Source organism: Paenalcaligenes sp. DL 463 (genome assembly GCF_057475185.1).
The window spans coordinates 507,627-530,927 of record NZ_JBYBKX010000001.1 but is presented as its reverse complement, the minus strand read 5'-3'; the positions used below and the strand labels follow the sequence as shown (position 1 = coordinate 530,927).

The 23,301-nt window shown below is 50.7% G+C and carries 23 protein-coding genes; 15 read left to right on the top strand and 8 right to left on the bottom strand.

What is annotated here, in order from left to right:
* Positions 1-46: 46 nt before the first annotated feature.
* Positions 47-1,264: a D-alanyl-D-alanine carboxypeptidase family protein gene (locus tag AC2UZI_RS02460; protein WP_486942242.1), complete on the bottom strand. Its 1,218-nt coding sequence runs from the start codon at positions 1,262-1,264 to the stop codon at positions 47-49.
* A 54-nt stretch (positions 1,265-1,318) separates the two neighbouring features.
* A complete protein-coding gene (locus tag AC2UZI_RS02455; protein WP_486942241.1) occupies positions 1,319-1,963 on the bottom strand; it encodes an alpha/beta hydrolase in 645 nt (214 codons plus the stop codon).
* Positions 1,964-2,044: 81 nt separating this feature from the next.
* Between AC2UZI_RS02455 and AC2UZI_RS02450 the strand changes: the two genes are divergently transcribed.
* From AC2UZI_RS02450 to pcaCD, 5 genes are all read left to right on the top strand, one after another.
* A complete protein-coding gene (locus AC2UZI_RS02450) occupies positions 2,045-2,911 on the top strand; it encodes a biotin--[acetyl-CoA-carboxylase] ligase (RefSeq protein ID WP_486942240.1) in 867 nt (288 codons plus the stop codon).
* A 9-nt stretch (positions 2,912-2,920) separates the two neighbouring features.
* The gene (locus tag AC2UZI_RS02445) at positions 2,921-3,742 is read left to right on the top strand and encodes a type III pantothenate kinase (RefSeq protein WP_486942239.1); all 822 of its coding nucleotides are present in this window, start codon (positions 2,921-2,923) and stop codon (positions 3,740-3,742) included.
* Between the two features lie 275 nt (positions 3,743-4,017).
* Positions 4,018-4,848: a UTP--glucose-1-phosphate uridylyltransferase GalU gene (gene galU, locus AC2UZI_RS02440; protein ID WP_486942238.1), complete on the top strand. Its 831-nt coding sequence runs from the start codon at positions 4,018-4,020 to the stop codon at positions 4,846-4,848.
* A gap of 246 nt (positions 4,849-5,094) precedes the next feature.
* Positions 5,095-5,304, top strand: coding sequence for a cold-shock protein (locus tag AC2UZI_RS02435; protein WP_486942237.1), 210 nt, complete (start codon positions 5,095-5,097; stop codon positions 5,302-5,304).
* Positions 5,305-5,849: 545 nt separating this feature from the next.
* Positions 5,850-7,106, top strand: a complete 1,257-nt coding sequence (gene pcaCD / locus AC2UZI_RS02430; RefSeq protein WP_486942236.1) for a bifunctional 4-carboxymuconolactone decarboxylase/3-oxoadipate enol-lactonase PcaCD — start codon at positions 5,850-5,852, stop codon at positions 7,104-7,106.
* 15 nt (positions 7,107-7,121) lie between these two features.
* On the opposite strand, the gene AC2UZI_RS02425 is transcribed toward pcaCD, so the two are convergent.
* Complete coding sequence (locus tag AC2UZI_RS02425; RefSeq protein ID WP_486942235.1) at positions 7,122-8,447, bottom strand: 3-deoxy-D-manno-octulosonic acid transferase; 1,326 nt, start codon at positions 8,445-8,447, stop codon at positions 7,122-7,124.
* Between the two features lie 50 nt (positions 8,448-8,497).
* Positions 8,498-9,478 (bottom strand): lipopolysaccharide heptosyltransferase I, encoded by a 981-nt coding sequence (waaC, locus tag AC2UZI_RS02420; RefSeq protein WP_486942234.1) that lies wholly within the window; start codon positions 9,476-9,478, stop codon positions 8,498-8,500.
* A 142-nt stretch (positions 9,479-9,620) separates the two neighbouring features.
* Here waaC and AC2UZI_RS02415 point away from each other — a divergent pair, with 142 nt between their 5' ends.
* From AC2UZI_RS02415 to AC2UZI_RS02385, 7 genes are all read left to right on the top strand, one after another.
* The gene (locus AC2UZI_RS02415; RefSeq protein WP_486942233.1) at positions 9,621-10,529 is read left to right on the top strand and encodes a LysR family transcriptional regulator; all 909 of its coding nucleotides are present in this window, start codon (positions 9,621-9,623) and stop codon (positions 10,527-10,529) included.
* Between the two features lie 310 nt (positions 10,530-10,839).
* Positions 10,840-11,898 (top strand): TRAP transporter substrate-binding protein, encoded by a 1,059-nt coding sequence (locus AC2UZI_RS02410; protein WP_486942232.1) that lies wholly within the window; start codon positions 10,840-10,842, stop codon positions 11,896-11,898.
* 85 nt (positions 11,899-11,983) lie between these two features.
* Positions 11,984-12,607 (top strand): TRAP transporter small permease subunit, encoded by a 624-nt coding sequence (locus AC2UZI_RS02405; protein ID WP_486942231.1) that lies wholly within the window; start codon positions 11,984-11,986, stop codon positions 12,605-12,607.
* Positions 12,604-13,887: a TRAP transporter large permease gene (locus AC2UZI_RS02400; RefSeq protein ID WP_486942230.1), complete on the top strand. Its 1,284-nt coding sequence runs from the start codon at positions 12,604-12,606 to the stop codon at positions 13,885-13,887. The genes AC2UZI_RS02405 and AC2UZI_RS02400 overlap by 4 nt, the downstream gene beginning before the upstream one ends.
* Before the next feature lie 29 nt (positions 13,888-13,916).
* Positions 13,917-14,600, top strand: coding sequence for a DUF2848 domain-containing protein (locus tag AC2UZI_RS02395; RefSeq protein ID WP_486942229.1), 684 nt, complete (start codon positions 13,917-13,919; stop codon positions 14,598-14,600).
* A 62-nt stretch (positions 14,601-14,662) separates the two neighbouring features.
* Positions 14,663-16,018, top strand: coding sequence for an amidase (locus AC2UZI_RS02390; RefSeq protein ID WP_486942228.1), 1,356 nt, complete (start codon positions 14,663-14,665; stop codon positions 16,016-16,018).
* A gap of 88 nt (positions 16,019-16,106) precedes the next feature.
* Complete coding sequence (locus tag AC2UZI_RS02385; RefSeq protein ID WP_486942227.1) at positions 16,107-17,048, top strand: DMT family transporter; 942 nt, start codon at positions 16,107-16,109, stop codon at positions 17,046-17,048.
* On the opposite strand, the gene fmt is transcribed toward AC2UZI_RS02385, so the two are convergent.
* Positions 17,045-17,986, bottom strand: coding sequence for a methionyl-tRNA formyltransferase (gene fmt / locus AC2UZI_RS02380; RefSeq protein WP_486942226.1), 942 nt, complete (start codon positions 17,984-17,986; stop codon positions 17,045-17,047). The genes AC2UZI_RS02385 and fmt overlap by 4 nt on opposite strands.
* On the bottom strand, positions 17,986-18,498 hold the full coding sequence (gene def / locus AC2UZI_RS02375; RefSeq protein ID WP_486942225.1) for a peptide deformylase: 513 nt from the start codon (positions 18,496-18,498) through the stop codon (positions 17,986-17,988). Before def ends, fmt begins: the two co-directional genes overlap by 1 nt.
* A gap of 188 nt (positions 18,499-18,686) precedes the next feature.
* Here def and dprA point away from each other — a divergent pair, with 188 nt between their 5' ends.
* Genes dprA through AC2UZI_RS02360 form a run of 3 tightly spaced genes read left to right on the top strand, consistent with a single transcriptional unit; the run spans position 18,687 to position 21,286 of the window.
* On the top strand, positions 18,687-19,856 hold the full coding sequence (gene dprA, locus AC2UZI_RS02370) for a DNA-processing protein DprA (RefSeq protein WP_486943695.1): 1,170 nt from the start codon (positions 18,687-18,689) through the stop codon (positions 19,854-19,856).
* A 55-nt stretch (positions 19,857-19,911) separates the two neighbouring features.
* The gene (locus AC2UZI_RS02365; RefSeq protein WP_486942224.1) at positions 19,912-20,820 is read left to right on the top strand and encodes a hydroxymethylglutaryl-CoA lyase; all 909 of its coding nucleotides are present in this window, start codon (positions 19,912-19,914) and stop codon (positions 20,818-20,820) included.
* A 4-nt stretch (positions 20,821-20,824) separates the two neighbouring features.
* The gene (locus AC2UZI_RS02360; RefSeq protein ID WP_486942223.1) at positions 20,825-21,286 is read left to right on the top strand and encodes a hypothetical protein; all 462 of its coding nucleotides are present in this window, start codon (positions 20,825-20,827) and stop codon (positions 21,284-21,286) included.
* 82 nt (positions 21,287-21,368) lie between these two features.
* Here the strand turns inward: AC2UZI_RS02360 and AC2UZI_RS02355 are convergent, their stop codons facing one another.
* Together AC2UZI_RS02355 and AC2UZI_RS02350 are read right to left on the bottom strand one after the other, a co-directional pair.
* Positions 21,369-22,385 (bottom strand): amino acid ABC transporter substrate-binding protein, encoded by a 1,017-nt coding sequence (locus AC2UZI_RS02355; protein WP_486942222.1) that lies wholly within the window; start codon positions 22,383-22,385, stop codon positions 21,369-21,371.
* 111 nt (positions 22,386-22,496) lie between these two features.
* On the bottom strand, positions 22,497-23,177 hold the full coding sequence (locus AC2UZI_RS02350) for a YggS family pyridoxal phosphate-dependent enzyme (protein ID WP_486942221.1): 681 nt from the start codon (positions 23,175-23,177) through the stop codon (positions 22,497-22,499).
* Between the last annotated feature and the right edge of the window lie 124 nt (positions 23,178-23,301).

Here is a 23,301-nt window from a genome sequence, read left to right as displayed (position 1 = left end):
TCTAGGCCCAATACCCTTGGGCCTTCTGTTTTAAAAGTGATGGCTATTATTCGAACCACATCCGCACTTTATCTACCATGCGACCAAAGAAACCGGCTTGCGGCACATTCTGTAATGCCACCAGCGACTCTTGACTTAACACCACACCATCAAGCGTTAAGCTAACATTTCCTACCACGGTACCCGCTTCTACTGGGGCGATGAGTGGCTGGGTGTACTCAGCGACGGGTTGCAAATTAGCGGCCATGCCGCGAGGAACCGTCACCGATAAGGCAGAGCGAGTACCTAAACCTACCGTATCGGCCTCACCTTCCCAAACCCGTGCCGTCACGACGGGGTCATCAGCACCGTAAAGCGCGACAGTTTCAAAGTTTTGGAAACTCCAATTTAACAGCTTAAGGCTGTTTTCAACACGTGCTGCTTCACTGGTTGTGCCGACTACAACCGAGATAATGCGACGTCCGTCCCGCAAAGCGGTCGACACCAAGCAATAGCCCGCCGATTTGGTGTGACCCGTTTTCAACCCATCAACAGTGGGATCCAGCCACAGCAAGCGGTTACGGTTAGGCTGTTTAATATCGTTGTATTCGAACTCTTTTTCGCTGTAATACGGTAGATACTGCGGGAAGCGCGTGACTAAGTTTTGCGCCAATACGCCAAGATCACGTACCGTTGTTAAGTGAGTGGGGTCAGGCAAACCACTGGCATTCACAAAATGTGTGTCCGCTAAACCTTGTTTCGCCGCCTCTTCATTCATTAGCGCTGCAAAGGCATTCTCGCTTCCGGCGATGGCTTCAGCTAGGGCCACAGTGGCGTCATTACCTGACTGCACAATAATACCCAGCAACAGTTCGTGTACTGAAACATGACTATTGGGGTTGATAAACATGCGTGACCCTTCGGTTCGCCATGCGTTTTCAGAAACCAATACCTCTTGTTCTAGGGTTAAGCGTCCACTTTCTAGGGCATCAAATGCCAAATACGCCGTCATCAATTTTGTTAACGACGCTGGCTCGACTTGTTGATGTAAATCTTTAGCCGCAATAATTTGTCCACTATTCGCATCCAGACTAAGCCATGCCGTGGCTCCTAATACAGGTACGGGAATCGTGGACAGTTGTCCTACAGTTTCGATTAACTCAGGGGTCGGCGCCGCGGTCTCAACGCTTGGCGTTTGCGCGACACTTACAAAAGGTAGCCCAGAGATAACGAGGGCGGCGAGCGCCTTTGAGCAGTGAACAGAAAAACGGGTATGTGAAATCATTGACATGCTTTATTGGTGGATGGCGGCGACCGTGATAACGGCCAAACGATGGACCTACGGCAACAAGCGTAATTGCTGCGCAACGCTCTCGCGCAATTGCACTAGTTTACCGTGGAAAAAGTGCGTGGAGTCGGGTATTACTGTAAGCGTCAAATTCTGGTTACGTGCAAAATCCATCGCCTCAGATAACGGTACTACCTCGTCTAGCTCTCCGTGCAATAAAAAAGTGGCTTCAGGTAAAACAAGTTCACGGAAACGGAAACGCTCAACAGCAGGCCCCGTCAGAATTAAGGCCTGCGGTACTCGCTCTTGTTGATCAGCCAACAGAGAAGACAGTTGAGCCGCCACAGAAGTTCCAAACGAAAAACCAGCCACCACCCAGGTTCCCGCAGCTAGCTCTGGATAGGCCTGTTGAAACTGAGTGACTACCGCGTACATATCGTCGGTTTCCCCGACGGCATTGTCAAAACTGCCTTCGGATTGGCCAATACCACGAAAGTCGGGACGAACCGCAACCAAGCCGTGCTGAACACAGGCCTTAGCAATGGTCGTAACCACCTTATTGTTTCGAGTGCCACCATGCAATGGATGCGGGTGTAAGACAAGCGCCCAACCACTGGCCTCGCCTTCAGGCCAATCCAACGCGCAGTCGATGATGCCCGCTTCACCCTTGAACTGAATGTTATTAGTACGTGTCATGTCTAAATGCGATAATAAATAAAAACCATTTTAACCAGAACTTTGCCGTCGACCCTGACAACCCTACAGGGCCACTACTTTATGTCAAACGAGACTTTGCCACTTACCTCTGCAAACCGACTTAGGTCACAACTGCAACAAGCCCTTGAGTCATTCAATCATATTGAATGGGTAGAGCGTACCGGTTCAACCAATGCCGACCTTATTCAACGTGCTCGCTCTGGCACAGGGTCGATCGTGCGTCCTTGGTTGTTGGGCGCCCACTTGCAGGAAGAAGGCCGAGGTCGCGCCGGACGCACGTGGCAAAATCGCGCAGGTGCTCACCTCATGTTTTCATGCGCCTTCGACATTTTTTTACCTGCCCGGTCATTAGCGACGCTTTCTCCGCTGGCAGGCGTGGCGGCCTGTGAAGCCCTACGTTCTTTATTGCCAGCTCGTCATCGGGTAGCCCTGAGTCTTAAGTGGCCTAACGACATACTCTGGTACGGTGCAAAGCTGGCCGGCATTCTGACCGAAGTCACGCGTGCGAGTACCTCGCCCAGCAGTGCCGACCACCATGTGGTTGTGATTGGCATTGGCATCAACCTAAGTGATGCCCGTGCACTTAGCCAAACACTGCATCGACACGTGGCCGATTGGCAAGACGTTTGCAACGACTGCCCAGATATCGCGGCTCATCGTCATGCTGATATCGTGGCTACCGTCGCTAAAGCGTGGTATCAAACCATGAACCAAACCACGGCCTACGGCTTCAATGACTTACACACCCGCTACGCTGAGGTCGATGCGCTGCAAGGACAGAATGTGTCTATTATTGAAAACGGGCAAACGCTTTATACCGGTATTGCCGATGGGGTCAATGAAACGGGGCAACTGATACTGCGCACGGCGCGGGGCAACGAGGCCATCTCTGTCGGTGAAGTCTCCGTTCGTCCTACCCAACGATAGGCCCCACTGATGACAATCTTATTAATCGACATGGGCAATACGCGAACCAAGTTAGGGCTGCTTCACACTGACGCACCTCTCTTGGACATCGCACCCGTGGCCTTTGCGCATGAAGACATGCCGCAAGTGTCAGATTGGCTAACACACATCAAACAGCCCATTCATGCCGTCTATGGCATTAAGGTCGCACATGATGCGCTGGCTGCTCAGCTTGAAAGCCTTGTATTACCTTGGTCGCTAACCATACAGTGGCTTGATAGCACCACCCCCCACCCACTCCTTAGCAACGCATACCAACAACCAGAGAAACTTGGCCCCGACCGTTGGTTTAGTGCTATCGGCCTGACCAACGCGCTAGGCAACCAACCCCAATCCTTTATTCACGCTAGCTTTGGCACCGCAACGACGATCGATACCGTTTTGTACGACAGTCAAGCTGCTCAATATCATTTCGCTGGTGGGCTTATTCTGCCTGGGCCACACCTCATGCATCAGTCGCTGGCAACTCACACGGCTAAATTAGGCTTAGGTGAAGGAAGCCTTGCGGCTTTTCCGAACGACACGCGCTCGGCCATCACCTCGGGCATTGCGGCCGCCCAAGCTGGGGCCGTATTGCGTCAATGGCTGGTCACGGCAGAACAGCAGAACACCGCGCCGCTGCTTTTTTGTAGTGGGGGTGGACGCAATTATGTCGAGTCTGAATTGCAGTCAGCCACACAACAATGCGCGCAACGACGACAATCTTTCGACATATCACCACGTTGGTGCACCGCGCCCGCCTTAGACGGTCTTGCCATGCTTGCTCGTACGCTACACGGTAACTCTGCGTAGGCTAAGTTTCGATATAAGCCGTTTTTAAACTAGAATAGCGCCAGCGATATTTACACCGCCCATTACCCAATACATTAATGATGAAATTTATTATTTCTATTTTTTTAATTGCCAATCTTATGGTGTTGGCATTTGGGCAGGGTTTTTTTGGCACGCCTCCTAGCGAGTTAGGGCGAACATTAAGCCCTGCCATACCGATTCATCCGAATTCTATTGCGGTAGGCCCACCCCTACCTAGCCACTAAGAACAGTTATTCATTTAAGGTTTTTTTACCATGAAGCCAATTCGCAAAGCCGTATTTCCCGTTGCAGGAATGGGTACACGTTTTTTACCTGCCACTAAAGCCATGCCTAAAGAAATGCTGCCAGTGGTAGATAAGCCTTTAATTCAATATGCCGTAGAAGAGGCCATTGCTGCTGGCGTGACCGAATTGATTTTTATCACCGGACGCAACAAGCGTGCCATTGAGGATCACTTCGATAGTAACCCCGAGCTTGAGGCCGATCTACAACGTAAAAACAAAAAAGAACTTTTAGACAGTATTCAAAACATTATTCCGTCGTACGTAAGCTGTATTTACACCCGCCAGCCCGCCCCATTGGGCCTAGGCCATGCGGTGTTATGCGCCGCACCCATCGTTGGGAACGAGCCTTTTCTGGTGATGCTGGCCGATGACTTAATTGACGCCACCACCCCCGTCGCTCGTCAACTTGTAGAAGCGGCGCATCAACACAACGGAAGTATCGTGGCAATACAACAGGTTGAGCCGGAAGAAACTGATAAATATGGAATCATTTCGGGACAAATCATTGACACACATACTACACATTTAAATGCTATCGTAGAGAAACCAAAACCTGAGGATGCTCCTTCGACATCAGCAGTGGTTGGTCGATACGTATTGGAGCCTGAAATTTTCGATCATTTGCGTCGCACCCAAGCAGGAGTCGGAGGCGAAATTCAACTGACCGATGGCATTGCTAGCCTATTAAAAGCACGTGATGTATTCGGGTATCAATACGAGGGAACACGATACGATTGTGGTAGTAAATCGGGGTTTTTCAAGGCAACGCTAGAATTTGGCCGTAAATACCACGGGCTGTAAGCTTGGAGGGGGGAAGATGCTAGCTATAATTTTTACGAAGATAAGATAGTCAATCCGATCATAAATTGCACCGCTTAATGCTTGACTAGGTGTTAGCTCCGTAATACGATTAGATTTGTAGGTTATCAAGTTCGTCGAAAGTTTGATCAATACAGTATTTAACAGTACTAATTGCCCTGATTTTTACACCTTGACAATCTGTTCTTAGAGCAAGTTGCTCGTAATTATCATTAGGGATTGCAAATCATGCAAACAGAAACTGGTATTGTTAAATGGTTCAACAACGAAAAGGGCTTCGGCTTCATCTCCCCCGAAAACGGTGGTAAAGATCTTTTCGTTCATCACTCCGACATCTTGGGCAGTGGCTACAAATCACTCGAAGAGAACCAACGCGTTTCTTACGAAGCAGCTCAAGGCCAAAAAGGCCCACAAGCTAAATCGGTACAAGTTCTGTAATTAATTACAGTGCTTAAAAAAAACCCGTCTTTATGGCGGGTTTTTTTGTACCTGCTACGTTAGCTAGCATGCTGGCATAAACACTAATTATTTAATGTGCGCTACTTTCTTATGAAGGGCTTTTTAAATAATTTATTGTTATCAGCTTATATCCAATTAGTTAATTAAAACTTACCATCCGTAACGCATCGATTCATTTAACTTATCGCTCAATATCATCCCATTTACCCATTAAAAATGGATCGTTCCTGATGGCGATATGATCCTACGAATGTTTTATGATTTACTCGATAAAAGCCGAATAGAAAGATCTTAAACAAGCTTTGTCTTTTTGTCCGCAGTGCAAACACAATATCTCCAACCCCGTTTAGCCAGTCCGCATGCCGGACATTTATTTCGCTGAATTTCTGAGTCGTTATAAGATCGTTATAGTAGTGGCTATCGAAGCCCGACCCGTGTGTTCTGACGCGCCTCCCTCTTTGCTCCATCGCTCACACCAACAGCACTTCATTCGCCCCCTCTTTTAGCTTCTGTTTTTTCTTACCATGAAATATCACACTGATTTAGAACGCGGTTTGCAGAATCGACGCAAAACCTTAGGTAATGAATGGGTTGACCGCTCATTTGCACATGCCAATGAATTTAACGCCGATTTTCAGAACTTAACCACGCGCTTTGCGTGGCATGAAATTTGGGGACGTCCAGGCTTAAAGCATAAAAGCCGCTATATGATTGCGCTCGCCATGACCATCGCCATGGGCAATTGGGATGAGTATGAGCTACATGTAAAAAGCGCGCTGCGTGCAGGTCCTGACGAAGGGTTAAGCACTGAGGAATTAAGTGAAGTGCTAATGCAAAGCGCGATCTATGCGGGCATTCCCGCCGCCAACACCGCTTACGCTCGTGCCTTGCAATGCCTACGAGAACTTGGTGCTGAGTTTAGCCATGCATTGGTCGAAAAATCGCCTTTCGACAGCGAGCATAGCGGTTACGGCTATAGCGATTACACTAGCGACGACCCGAAGATTTTTTATTCGATCCGCAAAGCACTCAACACCGAAGCCAATAATGGGCGGCCCCGTACCGTCGTACTTAGCCATGCCTTAGGCAGCGACCTTAGTATGTGGGACGCCTTGGCCGAAGCCTTACGCATTGACTTCAACGTGATCAGCTACGACCACCGTGGTCACGGGCGCTCCGCGGCACCCGAAGGCCCCTACAGCATTGCAGACCTGACCAATGATGCCGCTCGACTGATCCGCGAACTTAATTTGGGCCCCGTGTCATGGATAGGCTTATCAATGGGCGGCATGGTGGGGCAAGAGCTAGCCATTCGCCATCCTGAACTGGTGGATCAATTAATTATTGCCAACTCGACCTCTAGCTACCCCGATGCCGCGAAGCAAGTGTGGGCAGAGCGCGTAAGCAAAGTGAAAGCCGATGGTATAGAAAGCATTGCGGATGCCGTCATGCTGCGCTATTTTAATGAGCCATTTCGCAACGAAGAGCCTGCACAAGTTGCTGCAGCAAAGCGGTTACTGGTGTCGTGTAGCCTACAAGGATATATGGCATGCTGCCAAGCCGTGGCGGGGGTCAATACGGCCGATCGCCTGCATTTGATTTCAGCACCGACATTAGTGATCGCTGGCGCAGACGATCAAGGCACACCGGTTGCGATGTCTGAGGCCATACAAAAAGGCATTAAAGACAGCCAACTAACCGTATTGGAAAATGCCAGTCATGTATCGGTGATTGAGCAGCCCAAGGCTTTCATCAACACGGTTCTTTCTTTTTTGAAGTAGTGTGTTAACAAGGCATCAGCTTGTTAGTAGCTCGTTGATGCCGACTACCACCCTTTCTACCGAGCCAGCGTGTTTCTGCACCCAATGCTCTCCGGCCTCACCCATGCGTTTTTGACGCTGTCGGTCGTCCAACAACTCTGACGCAAACTTAATCGCAGCAACTGCGCTTGGTGCGCGATAGGCGGCTTCTTCATGTAAGGCATCGGCAACGGCTTGCTCAAAGTTACGGGTGTAGGGCCCCACCACAACCGGCACGCCCAAGGCACATGCCTCAATGAAGTTTTGCCCCCCTAAGGGCGCAAAGCTGCCTGCAACGATCGCCACATGAGCTTGGGCGTAATACCACGGCATTTCACCTAACGAGTCGCCCAGCACCACATCCGCTTCGCTACACAACGTGATTGCACTATGACTACCATCACCCAAATCAATGAGTTCAGACCGCCTGACCGTCGTTAAGCCATTGGTTTGCAACATCTGGTAAGCAGTATCAAAGCGCTCTGGATGCCGAGGAATAAGATAAAAAAGCGTGCGTTTATCGGGATCAATATCGAGTTGCTGCTCGCGCTTTATCAGCCGTGCGATTTCGGGCACGAACATCGCATCTTCACTTTCTCGTGTGCTGGCAATGACAATCACAGGGCGCCCCACCGCCGTCATAAACTGACGCCCGCGCTCAACTTGCGCAACTGGTAGCTGCACATCGAATTTAAAATTGCCAGAGACTCGAACAGCCTTCCCACCCGCTTGCTCTAAGCGCTGGGCATCTTCTAGGGTTTGAGCATAAATGGCCGTAAAGCTGGAATAAGCCCCGCGCATTAAGCTACCAATACGTAAACTTTGGTGCAAAGAGCGATCTGAAAAGCGGGCACTGGCCAATACCACAGGTAATTGAGCTCGCTTGGCAGCGTGCATCAAGTTGGGCCACACTTCGCGCTCGATAATGACGGCGACAGAAGGTTTATAAAACTCAATAAATCGTTTACTTGCGCCGGGGAAATCGTAAGGCAACCATTGCAGGGTCAGGCGTCCTTGTGCGATTTCCGATGCAAAGGCTCTAGCCCCTTCAGTGCGCCCCGTATACGTTAACTGGGTTAATAAGACAGTGTGACCTTGGCTCAGTAAACTTGCGATAAGGGGATGCGCCGCCCGGGTTTCACCCAAACTTACGGCATGTATCCAGATCGGCCGCTGTTCTAAACCGTTACCTCGGTAATACCCAAAGCGGGCTGCGCCAAACACTGACCATTTTCCACCGGCACGTTTGGCACGTAAGGCCATCCACGCCAGCAATAGGGGTGACACAATACGCAGCAGCAGGGTATAGAGGTGTCGACTCAAAATAGTAACCACTGTCGAGTAATAGCGAGATCAACGGTAAGCACGCGGCGTTATCCTAATAATGATAGATCGGGCTTAACGCTATCGAGCGCTTGCTCTATCGCGCTAAGTACAGTTTCTGCAGAAGGCTCACGCCCACGTTCGCCCAAACTCGCTGTGTAAGCGCGACCTTCTAGCGGTGTGCGCACCGGCGTAGACGCCTTATAAATGCCAATAGTAGGACGACCTAAACCTGCTGACAAATGCGTTAACCCACTATCTAAACCTACCATAATGGTAGCACCCGCTAATTGTTCGGCTACACCATCCAGCCCCATTCTGGGCAATACCTGCGCATCGTCACGCCCGGCAATAAGCGCCTCAGCACGTTGAGTCTCAGCTTCATTTCCCGCTAATACTCTAATACGTAAACCACACGAACGTAAATAATCAAACACGCGATGCCAGTTATCCACGGCCCACAGTTTGTCATCACGACTAGCTGAAGGCATGATAATCGCATAAGGCTGCACCGCTACCCTATCGCTAATACCTTGCAGACCGAAATCAGGCTCACCTGCGTATTCGTAGCCAAAAGCAGCAGCAGCCAAGGTGCGTTGGCGTATAACGGCTGGCTGCCAAAAACCTACCTTATGCTTAACGTTATAAAACAAAGACGCTAAGGGTTCTCGTGCGGACTTCCAATTCAGGCCGTGTCGCACCCCTCGGGTTTGTCGTACCAACCAAATGGATTTCATGAGCGCTTGCATATCTAATACTACGTCGTATTCGCGACTTCCCAATAAGGCTTTTAGCGCACGCCGCTCTTCCCGCACGTCTCGTGCCCACCACGTTTTACGCCAGCGCCGATGCGCCACAGGAATTACTTCATTCACCGCTGGATGCCAAGATGGAATCGCCGCAAACGACTCTTCAGCCACCCAGTCGATTTGCGCATTGGGAACATGCTTGGCAATATCGGAGATGGCGGGCAACATATGCACTAAGTCACCAAGTGATGAGGTGCGTACAATGAGTATTTTAAAAGTCATGGCGCGATTATAGTAGTGTGGCGCTACAAACCGAAGCCCTCATTCCACGTCGCCACCATCAGGTCATGCCTAAGCCTTAAAATGACTCCACGCTACGTTTAAACGCCCCTTACCGCATCGCCTCTTTACCCTGTTTTTACTTATGATTGATTTCAAACAAATCGAAGCTTTTGTCTGGGTTGCCCAATTGGGAGGCTTCCGTGCGGCGGCGGAGAAACTCAACACCACTCAACCGTCTATCTCACAACGCATTGCGGGCTTAGAAAGCGCGCTCTCGGTAAAGCTCTTTGAGCGGGGTACCCGAGGTATTAAGCTTACCGAAAAGGGCCAAGAGCTACTGACCCACGCGCGCCAAGCGCTGGAAATCAGAACAGAAATGATGCGTGTTGCCAAGGAAGAGAATGCGATACGCGGCACCTTCAGATTAGGCGTTGCCGAAACGTTGGTACAAACGTGGTTACACCTACTTATCGACGAGCTTCATCAGCAGTATCCCAGTCTGGTCATTGAAATACATGTCGATACCAGCAGCGTCTTACGCGAACAGTTACTGTCTTATCAAATCGACCTCGCTATGTTGGTGGGCGAAACCCAAGACCCTAAAGAACACAGTCTGCATTTGTGTGACTATGACCTTGCTTGGGTAGCAAGCCCAGAACTGCGACTACACGGCCGTCAAATACAAATCTCGGACCTAGGTGTTTACCCTGTCATCACCTACCCAAGTGGCAGCCTTCCCTACCACACCGTACGCGATTTATTGCACAAAGCCGGCGTGAAATCACCCCGCATCTACGGTAGTGCCTCACTAAGCACGATTGTCCAAATGACACGTCACGGAATGGGCCCAAGTGTATTAGCCAAAGTGGTCATAGAAGAAGAGCTAGAACAAGGAAAGCTGCGCCTTTTGGACGTTTCTGCCCCCTTACCAGCCATACAGTTTTATGCAACGTGGGTCGATTCTCCCGATAGTTTCACCGCTAGCACCGTTGCCAAGTTAGCGCAAAACGTTGCTGCTAACGCCAGCGACGCTGATAAGCAAGCCTTATAGACTCATATAGAAACTAACAATTGGACACTGCTTGCGGCTTACGGTGCAATCCATACTGTGGAAAAATTGCAGAGCGACAACAGGACCAGTCATCTGGGCCAAATGCCTTTGTCATCGGTACTTGAACATTACGGTAATAGCACGCAGCGGCCTTCAGCACCCTCGCGCTTTTTTCATACCGCCTGTTTTTACTTGCTCTAGCAGTTAGATCACCGCATCAAGCCAAAGCTTCAATAACGTCATTCTCTTGTCACCCGTGCGCCATCTGAGCGCCTGACATTAATGTTGCGTTTTCTAAGGAAAATTCTGTATGAAACGTTTAGTACTTTCTGCCTTTGCCGCCTCGGTATTAGCCGTCTCTGGAGGCGTAGTCGCTCAAGAAGTTGTTAGCGGACTACCAGCTACCAAGCTCACTGTTGTGGGTGGCTTAAGTAATCTTACGGCCTATCAAAACGCAGAGCACCCTTTCTGGACCCAGACCATACCCGAATTGTCAGACGGCAAGGTCACGGCCGACATTAAAGGCTTCAATGAAATGGGCTTAAAAGGCCCTGAAATCATGCGTCTCGTAGGTCAAGGCGTGATTCCCATGGGCACAGCCACCTTGGCTTACTTCGCCAGTGACAACCCCATTAACGAAGCCATCGACTTAGCGGGTTTAGCACCCGATATTGAAACCGCTCGTAAAATTACCGATGCCTTTATGCCTGCTTATGAAGCGGCCTACGATAAGAACAACATTAAAGTGTTGGGCATGTCTACCTACCCAGCACAGGTCCTTTTTTGTAATGGCAACTTCGGCGGCCTACATGACTTAGCGGGTAAAAAAGTGCGTACCAGCAGCCGCACCCAAGCCGAATTTGTACAGGCTTTTGGTGGTAACAGCGTAACCATCCCTTTTGGTGAAGTGGTACCCGCCTTGCAGAATGGCGTCGTCGATTGCGCCATCACTGGCTCTTACTCTGGCTACTCCGCAAAATGGTACGAAGTGAGTACGCATTTATACACCTTGCCGATTAACTGGAATCAGCAGATCCACGCGGCGAACAAGGCTTACTGGAACAAGCTAGACCCCGACGTACAGGCGTTTTTAGAAACGAATATACAAAACCTGTACAACGAAATTTGGGAGGCTGCTGCCAGAGAGACTCAAGAAGGCTACGACTGCAACACAGGTTCTGATCAGTGCACTCAAGAAGTCAAAGGTGAAATGACGTTGGTTGAACCCACAGAGCAAGATCACGAACTATTGAAGAAAACGATGGCTGAAGTGGTAGTTCCTAAATGGGCAGAGCGCTGCTCGGCTGAATGTGTGGATAACTTCAATACCCTTCTTGGCCCTATCTTAGGCTTCACTGCCAGCAAGTAAGTACCTGAATGGTAAAAGTCAGCGCTCGACTGACGCACATTGTCCCCGAATCATTCGGGGACAAATTCACTTAATGGTATAGAAAATGATCCCCACCACTTCGTCTCCTTCCCTGCTAGGGCGGCTCATTCTGAGCGCTACCAATCTATCGCGTTTTGCGATTTGGGTAGCAGGCAGCCTAACGCTGATCAGTGCTCTCTACATTACAGCGGACGTCATCGCACGAAAGCTTTTCAATGCTCCGCTAGGCGGATCGGATGAACTGTCTGGTTATGCCTTTGCGATCAGTATTTCATGGGCGTTAGCCTTTGCCACACTTCAACGCGCCAATATTCGTATTGACGCCATTTATCAGCTTCTTCCTACGCGCCTAGCTGCCATTGCCGATTGGTTGGCGCTAGTAGGGCTAGCCGTCTTTATTGTGTACTTAACACGCTATGCCACGGAGGTCGCCATGCAGTCATGGTCCTCACAATCCACGGCCAATACCTTGCTTGGAACGCCACTATGGATCCCCCAAAGCCTTTGGGCTGCTGGCTTTATTTGGCTATGTATTGTGCTGACATTGATGTTGATCCGTTCATCGGTTGCCTTGGCCACTGGTAACTTTCAGTCTGTGCAAGAGCTTTGCGGCATTCGCAGCGCAAAAGAAGAGGCCCACGAGGAAGCTCAGGCTGGTGTACGTATGGTTAAAGGAGATCAAGCATGATTGCAACATCCATCATCGTGCTGATAGTGTTTATCGGCATCAGCATTCCGGTAGGCGCCGCCTTAGGCTTAGTCGGTTTAGTCTTAGACCCTTTATATTCCATGCTACCTCTGACTCGGGCGATGGGCGAAGTCGCGTGGGGTAGTAGTAACGAATTCTTGCTCGTTGCGATCCCACTGTTCATCATGTTGGGCGAAATTTTACTTCGCTCAGGGTTGGCCGAGCGCATGTATAACGCCATGAGTCTGTGGTTATCATGGCTACCCGGTGGTTTGATGCACGCTAACATCGGTGCCAGCGCCATTTTTTCAGCCACCTCCGGCTCAAGCGTAGCCACCGCAGCTACAGTGGGCACCGTTGCACTACCTCAAATCAAAAAGCATAAATATAACGAGCCCTTATTCTTAGGTAGTCTTGCCGCTGGCGGGACACTCGGCATTTTGATCCCCCCTTCAATTAACTTGGTCATTTATGGGGTATTAACGAACTCATCAGTACCTAAGTTATATCTGGCTGGAATTTTGCCTGGTTTCGGTATGGCTGTATTTTTTATGCTTGCCATCGCCATCACCTGCGCACTTAAACCAAGCTGGGGCGGGCAACGAATCAACGCAACGTGGGCCGCCCGTCTAGCCAGCCTGACGCATCTGGTTCCTCCCTTAGCTATCTTTTTATTAGTGGTCGGTTCGATTTATGCTGGTATCGCAACACCGACTGAAGCAGCTGCTTTAGGCGTAGTCGGAGCCTTAATATTGGCGGCTTTTTCAGGACGATTGAGTCTGCGCATGATGCGTGAGGTACTTGAAGGCACCATGAAATCCAGCGCCATGATCATGTTGATTGTGATCGGTGCGGCATTCATGAACTTTATTATGTCGGCCACGGGCGTCACCAACGCCTTGACCAGCACAATTACTGACCTCGGCGTGTCCCCCACCATGATGTTGTTGGTCTTAGTGGTGTTTTATCTAACACTAGGCTGCTTCATGGAAACCTTATCCATGATGATCACAACCATACCCATCGTGGCACCGGTCATGATCGCTTTGGGCTTCGACCCGATATGGCTCGGTATTGTCATCATTATTTTGATGGAAGTCGCGCTTATCACCCCCCCTGTAGGCCTCAACCTATTTGTGGTTCAAAGCTTACGCACCAGCGGCAGTATGAACGACGTGATGGTTGGCAGCATCCCTTTTGTGTTCATGCTGCTCCTCATGGTTGTGCTATTAGCTGTCTTTCCTGACATTGCCCTGTTGTTACCACGACTCTTCGGCTAATTAAAACGAACTCAATGTAGTCAATCACTATGCAACTTACTTTTACTTTACATCGCGCTGACCATACCGAAGCCCTCGATATTGACTTCACCCACTGCATTATTGCAGGTTGGGCCGGTCGAGATATGGCGGCAATTGAACACCACATTGAAGAGCTAGCAGAGCTTGGCGTCCCTCGTCCCAGCGCCGTTCCTCTTTATTATCGAGTGGCGGCGAATCAATTAAGCCAAGAGCCCAGCATTCAAGCAGTAGGGCCTAGCTCATCAGGCGAAGCTGAAGTTTTCATGTTCAGCCACGGTGACGAGCTTATGGTTAGCCTCGCCTCTGATCATACTGATCGCGACTTAGAGGCCCATAGCGTTGCCTTATCTAAGCAAATTTGTGCCAAACCCGTTGCTAAAGATGCTTGGTTGTTCTCGGATGTCGCCTCGCATTGGGACGAGCTGATCTTAAGATCATGGATTATTGAGAATGACAGCGAAGTGCTGTACCAAGAAGGCCCCTTAAGCACTCTGCAAAACCCCATGAACTTGATTAAAGGCCACTTCAATCAAGACAGCATCCCCGCAGGGGCAGGCATGACATGTGGTACGGTGGGCGCCATTGGTGGCATTCGACCATCGCATACCTTCATCATGGAGCTGTATGATCCTCAGTTACAGCGCAGCATTACCCATCGCTACACACTTGATGTGCTTCCTGAGATCGCTTAACAAAACATAGCGCCCCATTCTTACACGGGGCGCTACCTCTTGAAATCGGAGTCTTGTCGACTATGTTTCCTACCATTTCTGACTTACAACGTGCACTCGACAGCGGCGAGACCACATCCTATGAGCTAACACGCGCCGCCTTAGACCGAATCCATGCGCCAGAAGGGCAAGGCAGCACCACGTTTTTAACGGTCTATGATGAACAGGCGCTGGCCGCCGCCAAAGCATCGGATATTTTACGTAGTGTGGGCTTGGCTCGTTCACCGCTTGAGGGGCTACCGATTTCAATCAAAGACCTTTTCGACAAGCAAGGTGATATCACGCGTGGCGCCTCCGTGCTGCTCAATGATGCGCCCGCCGCAACCCAGAACGCCCTGCTGGTACAACGCTTACTGGATGCGGGTGCGATCATCATTGGTCGCACCAACATGACCGAATTCGCCTTCTCTGGGCTTGGTATTAATCCGCACTACGGCACGCCACATTCGCCATGGGACGCAGAAAACCGACGCATTCCGGGTGGCTCCTCGTCAGGGGCAGGCGTATCCGTGGCAACGGGCATGGCAGTAGCCGCAATTGGAACCGATACAGGCGGCTCTATCCGCATACCTTCAGCCTTTTGTGGCCTGACGGGCTTTAAACCCACTGCCGAACGTATTCCTTCAGATGGCGTCATGCCCTTAGCTGATAGCCTAGACTCAAGCGGCCCCTTGGCCTTATCCGTAGAGTGTTGCGCCATTATCGATGCGGTGATCAGTGGTGAAAGCTATGTAGCCCCTTCCGCTCTTCCTCTGGCTCAACTACGCTTTGCGGTCCCCACCAATTTTGTATTTGAAGGGATCGAGCCCCCCGTACAAGTTGCGATAGAAAGAGCAATCTCGGCCATTGAAGCCGCTGGCGCTACCGTAGACCACATTGAAATTCCAGAATTTAACGAGCTGCCCTACATTAATCGCTTAGGCGGTTTGGTCTGCGCTGAAGCCTGGGGCCACCACCGCGAGCTGGTCAATTCACATTACGAACAGTATGACCCGCGTGTCGCTTCCCGCATGAAGCGTGGCGAAGATCAAAACGTCGCTGATTATCTTGAACTGCTACGTACCCGCGAGCGCTGGATTTATGCCGTCGAATCTCAATTAGCTTCGTATGATGCGGTCCTGATGCCTACCGTGCCCGTTATCGCTCCCAAAATTGATGACTTAGTAGTCTCAGATGACGCTTACTTCGCCGCGAACGGCCTCATCTTACGTAACGCCACCCTCATCAACTTCTTAGATGGCTGCGCGCTATCATTGCCTTGCCACAACACTGACGACGCACCTGTTGGCCTAATGTTAGCAGCTCCGGCAATGCACGATCACCACCTATTGAACGTGGGTGCAAGCATCGAGGCCGTACTGAACGCAATTCGCTCATAATCGCTTAATATAAGTAAGGTCTACATCTCGCACGGCCGCGAGGTTTAGACCACCTTTTCTTGGTTTGGCATTCGCGGAGTATCAAAAAATGCGGCTATCGACTCGGTCCCATGCTCCTCGAAATGCAAAAGGCACCCGTTACAGTAATCCGATTTTCGGCATACTCATCTTAATTGTGTCTTCGTGGGCCTTGTCTGCACTTGATGCTGGTGGCAAATGGATCATGGCGGCTGGTGCACCATTATTACTGATGTGTTGGGTGCGCTACATCGTGCACTTGGCATTAGTCCTTATGCTGGTGCTTCCCAGCAAAGGGCTCGCCGTCTTTATTCCTAAACGCCCAGGCGCCCAATTCGTACGTGGCTTCGTCATGCTCGTGGCCACTTTTTGCTTTTTCACCGCCTTAAGTTACCTACCCCAAGCCGAAGCGACCGCGATCAACTTTCTTGCACCATTACTGGTGCTATCGGCTGCACCATGGTTACTTAACGAACCCCCGAAAAAATCCAGATGGATTGCTGCTGCTATTGGCTTTTTCGGCGTACTCGTCATTATTCGTCCAAGCTCTGGCTTACCGATTGTTGGGGTGCTGTTTGGTTTGGTGGGTGCGGTAATGATCGCCACGCAATTTATCGCAACCCGCCGAGTCGCGATTGATAACGCCATGACCACCCTTATTTGGAGCGGCCTAGTCGGAGCGGTGGGCTCTACCCTACTTATTCCTTTCTATTTCGACAGCATGTGGTCCGTTGCCAAGCAACTTAGCCTGTTTGAATGGCTTATTCTTTGTTCCACAGGCTTCTGGGGGTGCATCGGACACTTACTACAGATTCAAGCCTATCAGCGCGCACCCGCCTCGATGCTCGCGCCCTTTACCTATTTGCAGATCATTGGAGCCGGTGCTTTAGGGTGGATGATCTGGGGTCACTTTCCAGACGCATTAACATGGATAGGCATCGCTATTGTATGTGGCAGCGGCATGGTTATCGGTGTGATTGAATGGCTGCAACAACCTCGTACACAGCCTTAGTTAGGCTGCCAGCCCATCACAAACTGGTCTACAGGCTGGCGCTTACTTCCGGGCCGCTGTAACTCAAGAATACGCAATACCCCATCACCGGTCGCGATATCAATACCTTCGGTACTGACCGAAACAATATCACCCGCTGTCGCGTTGGGATCGTGGGGCAAGGCTTGTGCCATCCACACTTTAACCGGCCCTGTAACCTCTGGCAGCTCGATGGTTGAACCTGGCACAGGATTAAAGGCACGAACGCGTCGGGCTAAGTCAACCGCGCTGCGTGAAAAATCCAAAGGGGCCTCAGACTTTTGAAGTTTTTCTGCATAACACACCCCTTCGGACGGCTGTGGCGTGGCTGACAAAGCATGGTTATCAAGCTTCTCAATGGCCTCGACAATACTTTGTGCACCTAACTCAGCAAGCTCATCATGTAACTGCGCCGCCGTATGCGAAGGGTGAATGGGCAGTTGACGTATCCAAAGCATATCGCCGGTGTCCAGACCTTCGTCCATTTGCATAATGGTAATACCGGTTTCAGTATCACCCGCATCGATCGCACGCTGTATCGGGGCAGCGCCACGCCACCTTGGTAATAAACTGGCATGAATATTTAAGCAACCGAACCGAGGTTGCTGTAATGTCCATGTCGGTAAGATCAGCCCATAAGCGGCCACCACCATGACATCGGCGTCCAAGCGATTCAATAATTGTTGGCACTGTGCAGCGTCTTCAGGGTACTTACCATCAAGGCGTAAACTGCGAGGCTGCGACACGTCGATACCGCGATCAAGCGCCTCTTGTTTTACTGGGCTGGGCCGCAACTTCATCCCTCGTCCTGAAGGTCGATCAGGCTGGGTTAAAACCAATACGATCTCGTGTCCGGCTTCGATCAGGGCAACAAGCGCCTGACGTGCGAACTCAGGGGTACCCGCAAAAACAATACGCATTAGACTTTCTGTGCTTCACGTTGTTGCTTGCGGATACGAGTACGAATGCGATCCCGTTTTAAGGAAGACAAATACTCAACGAACACCTTGCCCAACAAGTGGTCAAGTTCGTGTTGGACACACACTGCTAACAGACCATCGGCCTCAAACTCGAAGCTTTCGCCTTTTTCATTGAGCGCGCGCACTTTGATTTCTGCCGATCGCTCGACTTTGTCGTAAACCCCCGGCACCGAAAGGCAGCCCTCTTCGTACACTTGTAGCTCATCGCTACGCCACGTGATCTCGGGGTTAATGAGCACGAGAAGCTCATTACCCTCTTCTGAGATATCAATCACCACCACCCGCTCATGCACATCGACCTGTGTGGCAGCCAAGCCGACACCAGGGGCGTCATACATGGTTTCAGCCATATCAGCCACTAACTGACGAATGCGATCATCGACCACTTGCACCGGTTTAGCCACCGTGTGCAAACGAGGATCGGGATAATGAAGAATTGGGAGCAAAGCCATGATTACAATCCGGAAAAGCGTTCAATCGATATCATAAAACAATTACGAGGACGAGGGCATATCGGCCTGAATTCGACCTTGAACACGTATCATTAAAACAAAAGGTTGGAGTTATGCGAAATAGCAGCAATGGGTAAATAGGTCACCACCCTAGGTTCTGGCACTTGTTTTGTGCCACACTTATCGGCATGCCATACATCGACAATGAACCTGAATTAGCAAACTGGTTACGGCTCTCGTTAGAGCCCAATCTAAGCCCGAGCCAAGCACAAGTGCTATTAACGCATTTTGGCTTGCCGCACGACATCTATTCGCAATCAGTATCGGCCCTTGCGAAACTGCTGCCGCTTAATTTAGCCACGCAACTAAAGGCTACGCCCGATGACGCCCTAGCAACACTAATCGAACGCAGCCTTGAATGGGCAACGCAAGAAAGAAACGCCATCATTAGTTTAGCAGATCAAGCCTACCCACAGGCGCTACTTACTGGCCATACCCCTCCGTTGCTACTGTACGCAAAAGGGAACACCAAACTGTTGAACCTACCTTCTTTGGCCATCGTCGGGGCCAGAAGTTCCACAGCGGCAGGTAATGAAAATGCCTTCGCCTTTGCCGAGCACCTGTGTCGTCAAGGTTGGACGATTATCAGCGGCTTGGCGACGGGTATCGATGCTGCCGCGCATAAAGGCAGCCTTGCGGCACAACACCCTCAAGCCAGTACGATCGCAGTGTTGGGCACCGGCATCGATATTGTGTATCCGGCAGCCAATCGCAATCTGGCTCATACCATCGCAGAACAAGGGCTACTGCTTAGCGAGTTTCCCTTAGGAACGAAAGCACTGCAGTATCATTTCCCCAAACGCAACCGCATCGTTGCGGGTTTAGCGCATGGCATTGTCGTCGTCGAGGCAGCGCTAAAAAGTGGCTCTTTAATTACGGCACGATTAGCGGGCGAAATGGGTCGTGAAGTGTTCGCCATACCGGGCTCTATCCACTCACCCCTGTCTAAGGGCTGCCATCAACTTATACGCCAAGGTGCCAAGCTTGTAGGTGCCAAGCTTGTGGATTCTGCCGATGACATCAACGACGAACTTAAAAACGTACTGCCAGCCCACCTTCCTTTGCCCGCAGCGCACCACAACGCATCGGCAACCGTCAACGCTGACGCCATCGCGGCCTCGCCCATGCAACAGCTCGTGCTAGATGCGCTGTCATACGATCTGGTTTCTCCTGAACGATTACAAGAGCGCACCCAACTTCCAACCTCAGACTTAGCCACGGCCCTGGTTGAGCTTGAGATCATGAATGTCATTCACCAATTGCCCGACGGTAGCTACCAACGACTAACCCGCGGCTAGCTTCTCGCTATACAATATTGTTGGGCCCTGCCTTTCCATCCATTAAGCCTTTGCTATGTCCTTACCCGAACGCGTAAAACTTGTAGAAGTCTCCCCTCGCGACGGCCTGCAAAACGAGGCCCAGCTTGTCGACACCACCATCAAAATCGAACTGGTTAACCGCTTAGCTAACGCAGGGTTCAGCAATGTAGAAGCCACGTCTTTTGTGTCGCCCAAGTGGGTGCCCCAAATGGCAGATAGCAAAGCCGTGATGCAAGGTATTCACCGTTTGCCTACAACCCTTTATTCGGCCCTAACCCCAAATTTGCGGGGCTACGACGATGCCTTAGCCGCAGGCGTAAACGAGGTCGTTATTTTTACGGCGGCCAGCGAAGCTTTTTCGCAGCGTAATATTAATTGCAGTATTGCCGAATCGATACAGCGCTTTGAGCCCGTCGCCAAAGCCGCGCAACGCGATGGCATTCGTCTACGCGGCAGCATTAGTTGCTCTTTAGGTTGTCCTTATCAGGGTGCGGTACCGGAAGCAGCCGTACTGGATGTGGTCAAACGCATGCAAGATTTAGGCGTTATCGAGTTTGATATCGCTGACACAATTGGGGTGGGCACCGCAGGTCAAGTGGCTAGCCTCATGCGCGCAGTGGCCAACGTTGTTCCTGTAGAACAAATTGCCGGGCATTTCCATGACACCTACGGGCAAGCTTTAGCCAACATTTATGCCTCGCTGCAAGTCGGCGTCTCTATTTACCACTCTTCAGTCGCCGGTTTGGGTGGCTGTCCCTACGCAAAAGGGGCCACCGGCAATGTCTCCACCGAAGACGTGCTTTACCTGCTAAATGGCCTAGGTATACACACGGGTGTGGATTTTGATGCCGTTGTCGAAACGGGCGTTTGGATTTCAAAACAACTGGGTAAACCGTCGGTCAGCCGCGCCGGTAATGCCATAACCGCCGGCTCTTGCGCTTAAACCCATGTCTACCACCACCGCCGAACACGAAGCACTATTAGCCGAACTTGCCCCCCTGCCCCTTCAAGGACGCTCCTGGCCCAAGCCCATCGGCATTGCCGCATTAATTATCACAGCCGTCATCGGCTTACAGTTGATCAGTACGGCGGCAACCGACAGCGGCCAACAAGCCAGCCCCTACGTTATTGGGGCCATTGTGTTCAGCTATTTCGGTCTCATCCTCATTACGTGGTTTATGTTGGTGGGCCGCACCACCATCAACGAGACAGGCATACAGCAACAATGGGTCATGCGACGAGAAATTAGCTGGGAAGACCTGCGTTATGCGAAATTCGTTCCGCTACTATTTTCTAAGCGTCTAATCTGCTTTCCGGCTAGGGGCCGACCCGTGGTGTTTCAAGCGGGCACCAAAGAACTGCAAATTGCCTTTGCGCGCATCTCACTGGTGTATAAACGAAACGTTTAACCTCGCTAACGTGGTGAGGCAGCTCAATAAAAACAGCCTCGGCTAGCGAGGCTGTTTTAGCTTCTCTACGCGGCCACAAACCTTAACGTATGGGCAAACCGTACATTAAGCCACCATCAGTCCATTGTGCATTCAACCCGCGCTCAATGCCTAAAGGGCTGCCCTTGCCGACATTACGCTCAAAGCTTTCACCGTAATTGCCGACCTGCTTGATAATGTTGTAGGCCCACTTCTCGTCTAGCCCTAAGTTTTTACCTGCGCCTGGCGTTACGCCCAATAAACGTTGGACATTCGGATCTTTACTTTCCAAGTGTTCATCCACGTTGGTTGAGTTAATACCCATTTCTTCGGCATTTAACATGGCATGCAGCGACCATTTCACAATGTTCAACCACGCATCATCACCTTGACGTACAAAAGGGCCTAAAGGCTCTTTAGAGATAATTTCAGGTAGAACAACGTATTCGTCAGGATTGGTCATTTTAGAAATACGAATCGACGCTAAGCCCGAGGCATCCGTAGTAAAAACATCGCATCGTCCCGCAATAAAGGCATTAACGACTTCGTTAAACTGCTCGATAACCACTGGCTTGTACTGAATCTGATTCGCGCGGGCCCAATCTGCCATTGTATTTTCGTTTGACGTGCCCGTTTGCATGCACACTGTGGCGCCATCAAGCTCTTTAGCACTGCTAACACCTAAGGCCGTGGGTACTAAAAACCCTTGTCCATCATAAAAGTTAACGCCCGCACTGATGGCGCCCAAGGCGGTGTCTCGCTGCTGCGTCACCGTGGTATTACGGGCCAGCACATCAATTTCGCCAGACTGTAGGGCCGTAAAGCGCTGCTGTGAATTCAAGGGAACGGCTTTAAATTTAGTAGCGTCACCAAAGGTGGCGGCTGCAACCGCTTTACACATATCCACGTCGAGACCGGCCCATTCACCGCGATCGTCGGGCGCAGAAAAACCAGCAAACCCTGTGGTAACGCCACACTCTACGTGTCCGCGCTGTTTTACCGTTTCTAAAGTATTGGCCTGAGCAAATGATGAGGTCATCAACGCCGCGACCGCAACGGCGCTAAGCTTAGCGAAATTCATGGTTATCTCCTTTATTTGGTTCGACATAGCGATGGATGCTGAAAATATACCTCAGCCTTCGTGCTTGCGTACGGTAATTAGCTTATAGCAACCGTAACGTGTAAATGACGGTTACGCTACATCGCGTGTTCCAAACAATACAGTACCCACCCGGACTTCAGTGCTGCCCTCTTCAATGGCCACTTCAAAATCATTGCTCATTCCCATGGATAGGCGGGTCAGGGAGGGAAATCGCTGCTGAGCCTGATGCACACTGTTTCGCGCCAACGCAAAGCAACGCCGAATTTCAGACTCATCCGTGGTTTGCGTTGCCATGGTCATCACCCCTACCGGATTTACGCTGTGGTAAGGCCTTAAGGCCTCTAGAAAAGCGCACAGCTCGGCGGGATCAAGACCCGATTTAGCCGTTTCAACGGCCGTTTTTAGTTGAATAAGTACGTCTAACTGCCTTCCCTCAGCCTGCAACCGTCGGTCTAACGCCTCGGCTAACGACAAACGGTCTAAGGACTGCAACTCAGAGGCGTATTTGGCAACATCTCGTGCTTTACGACTTTGCAGATAACCAATCATGACCCACTGAAGCTGCGGATCATTCATCTGTTCGGCTCGCGCCTTGATATCCTCTGCGCGATTTTCTCCAAAACGAGTCAAACCCAAGTGCTGCGCCTCTACTACAGAGTCGTTACTAAAGGTCTTACTTACGGGAAGTAGTACCACTTGTTTAGGATCTCGTTGACTACGCTCACACGCGTTCTCAATACGCGCTTGTATCGATTGAAGTCGTTGCAACATACGTTCATCACACTTTTAAAACTGACGGAATAAAAACAGCGAAGCTTTGCCTTGCTACCTTAACGCAAAACGCCCTAAACCTCTCATGTCTAATAAGCTCGATATGAGCATTAATAAGCGTTAT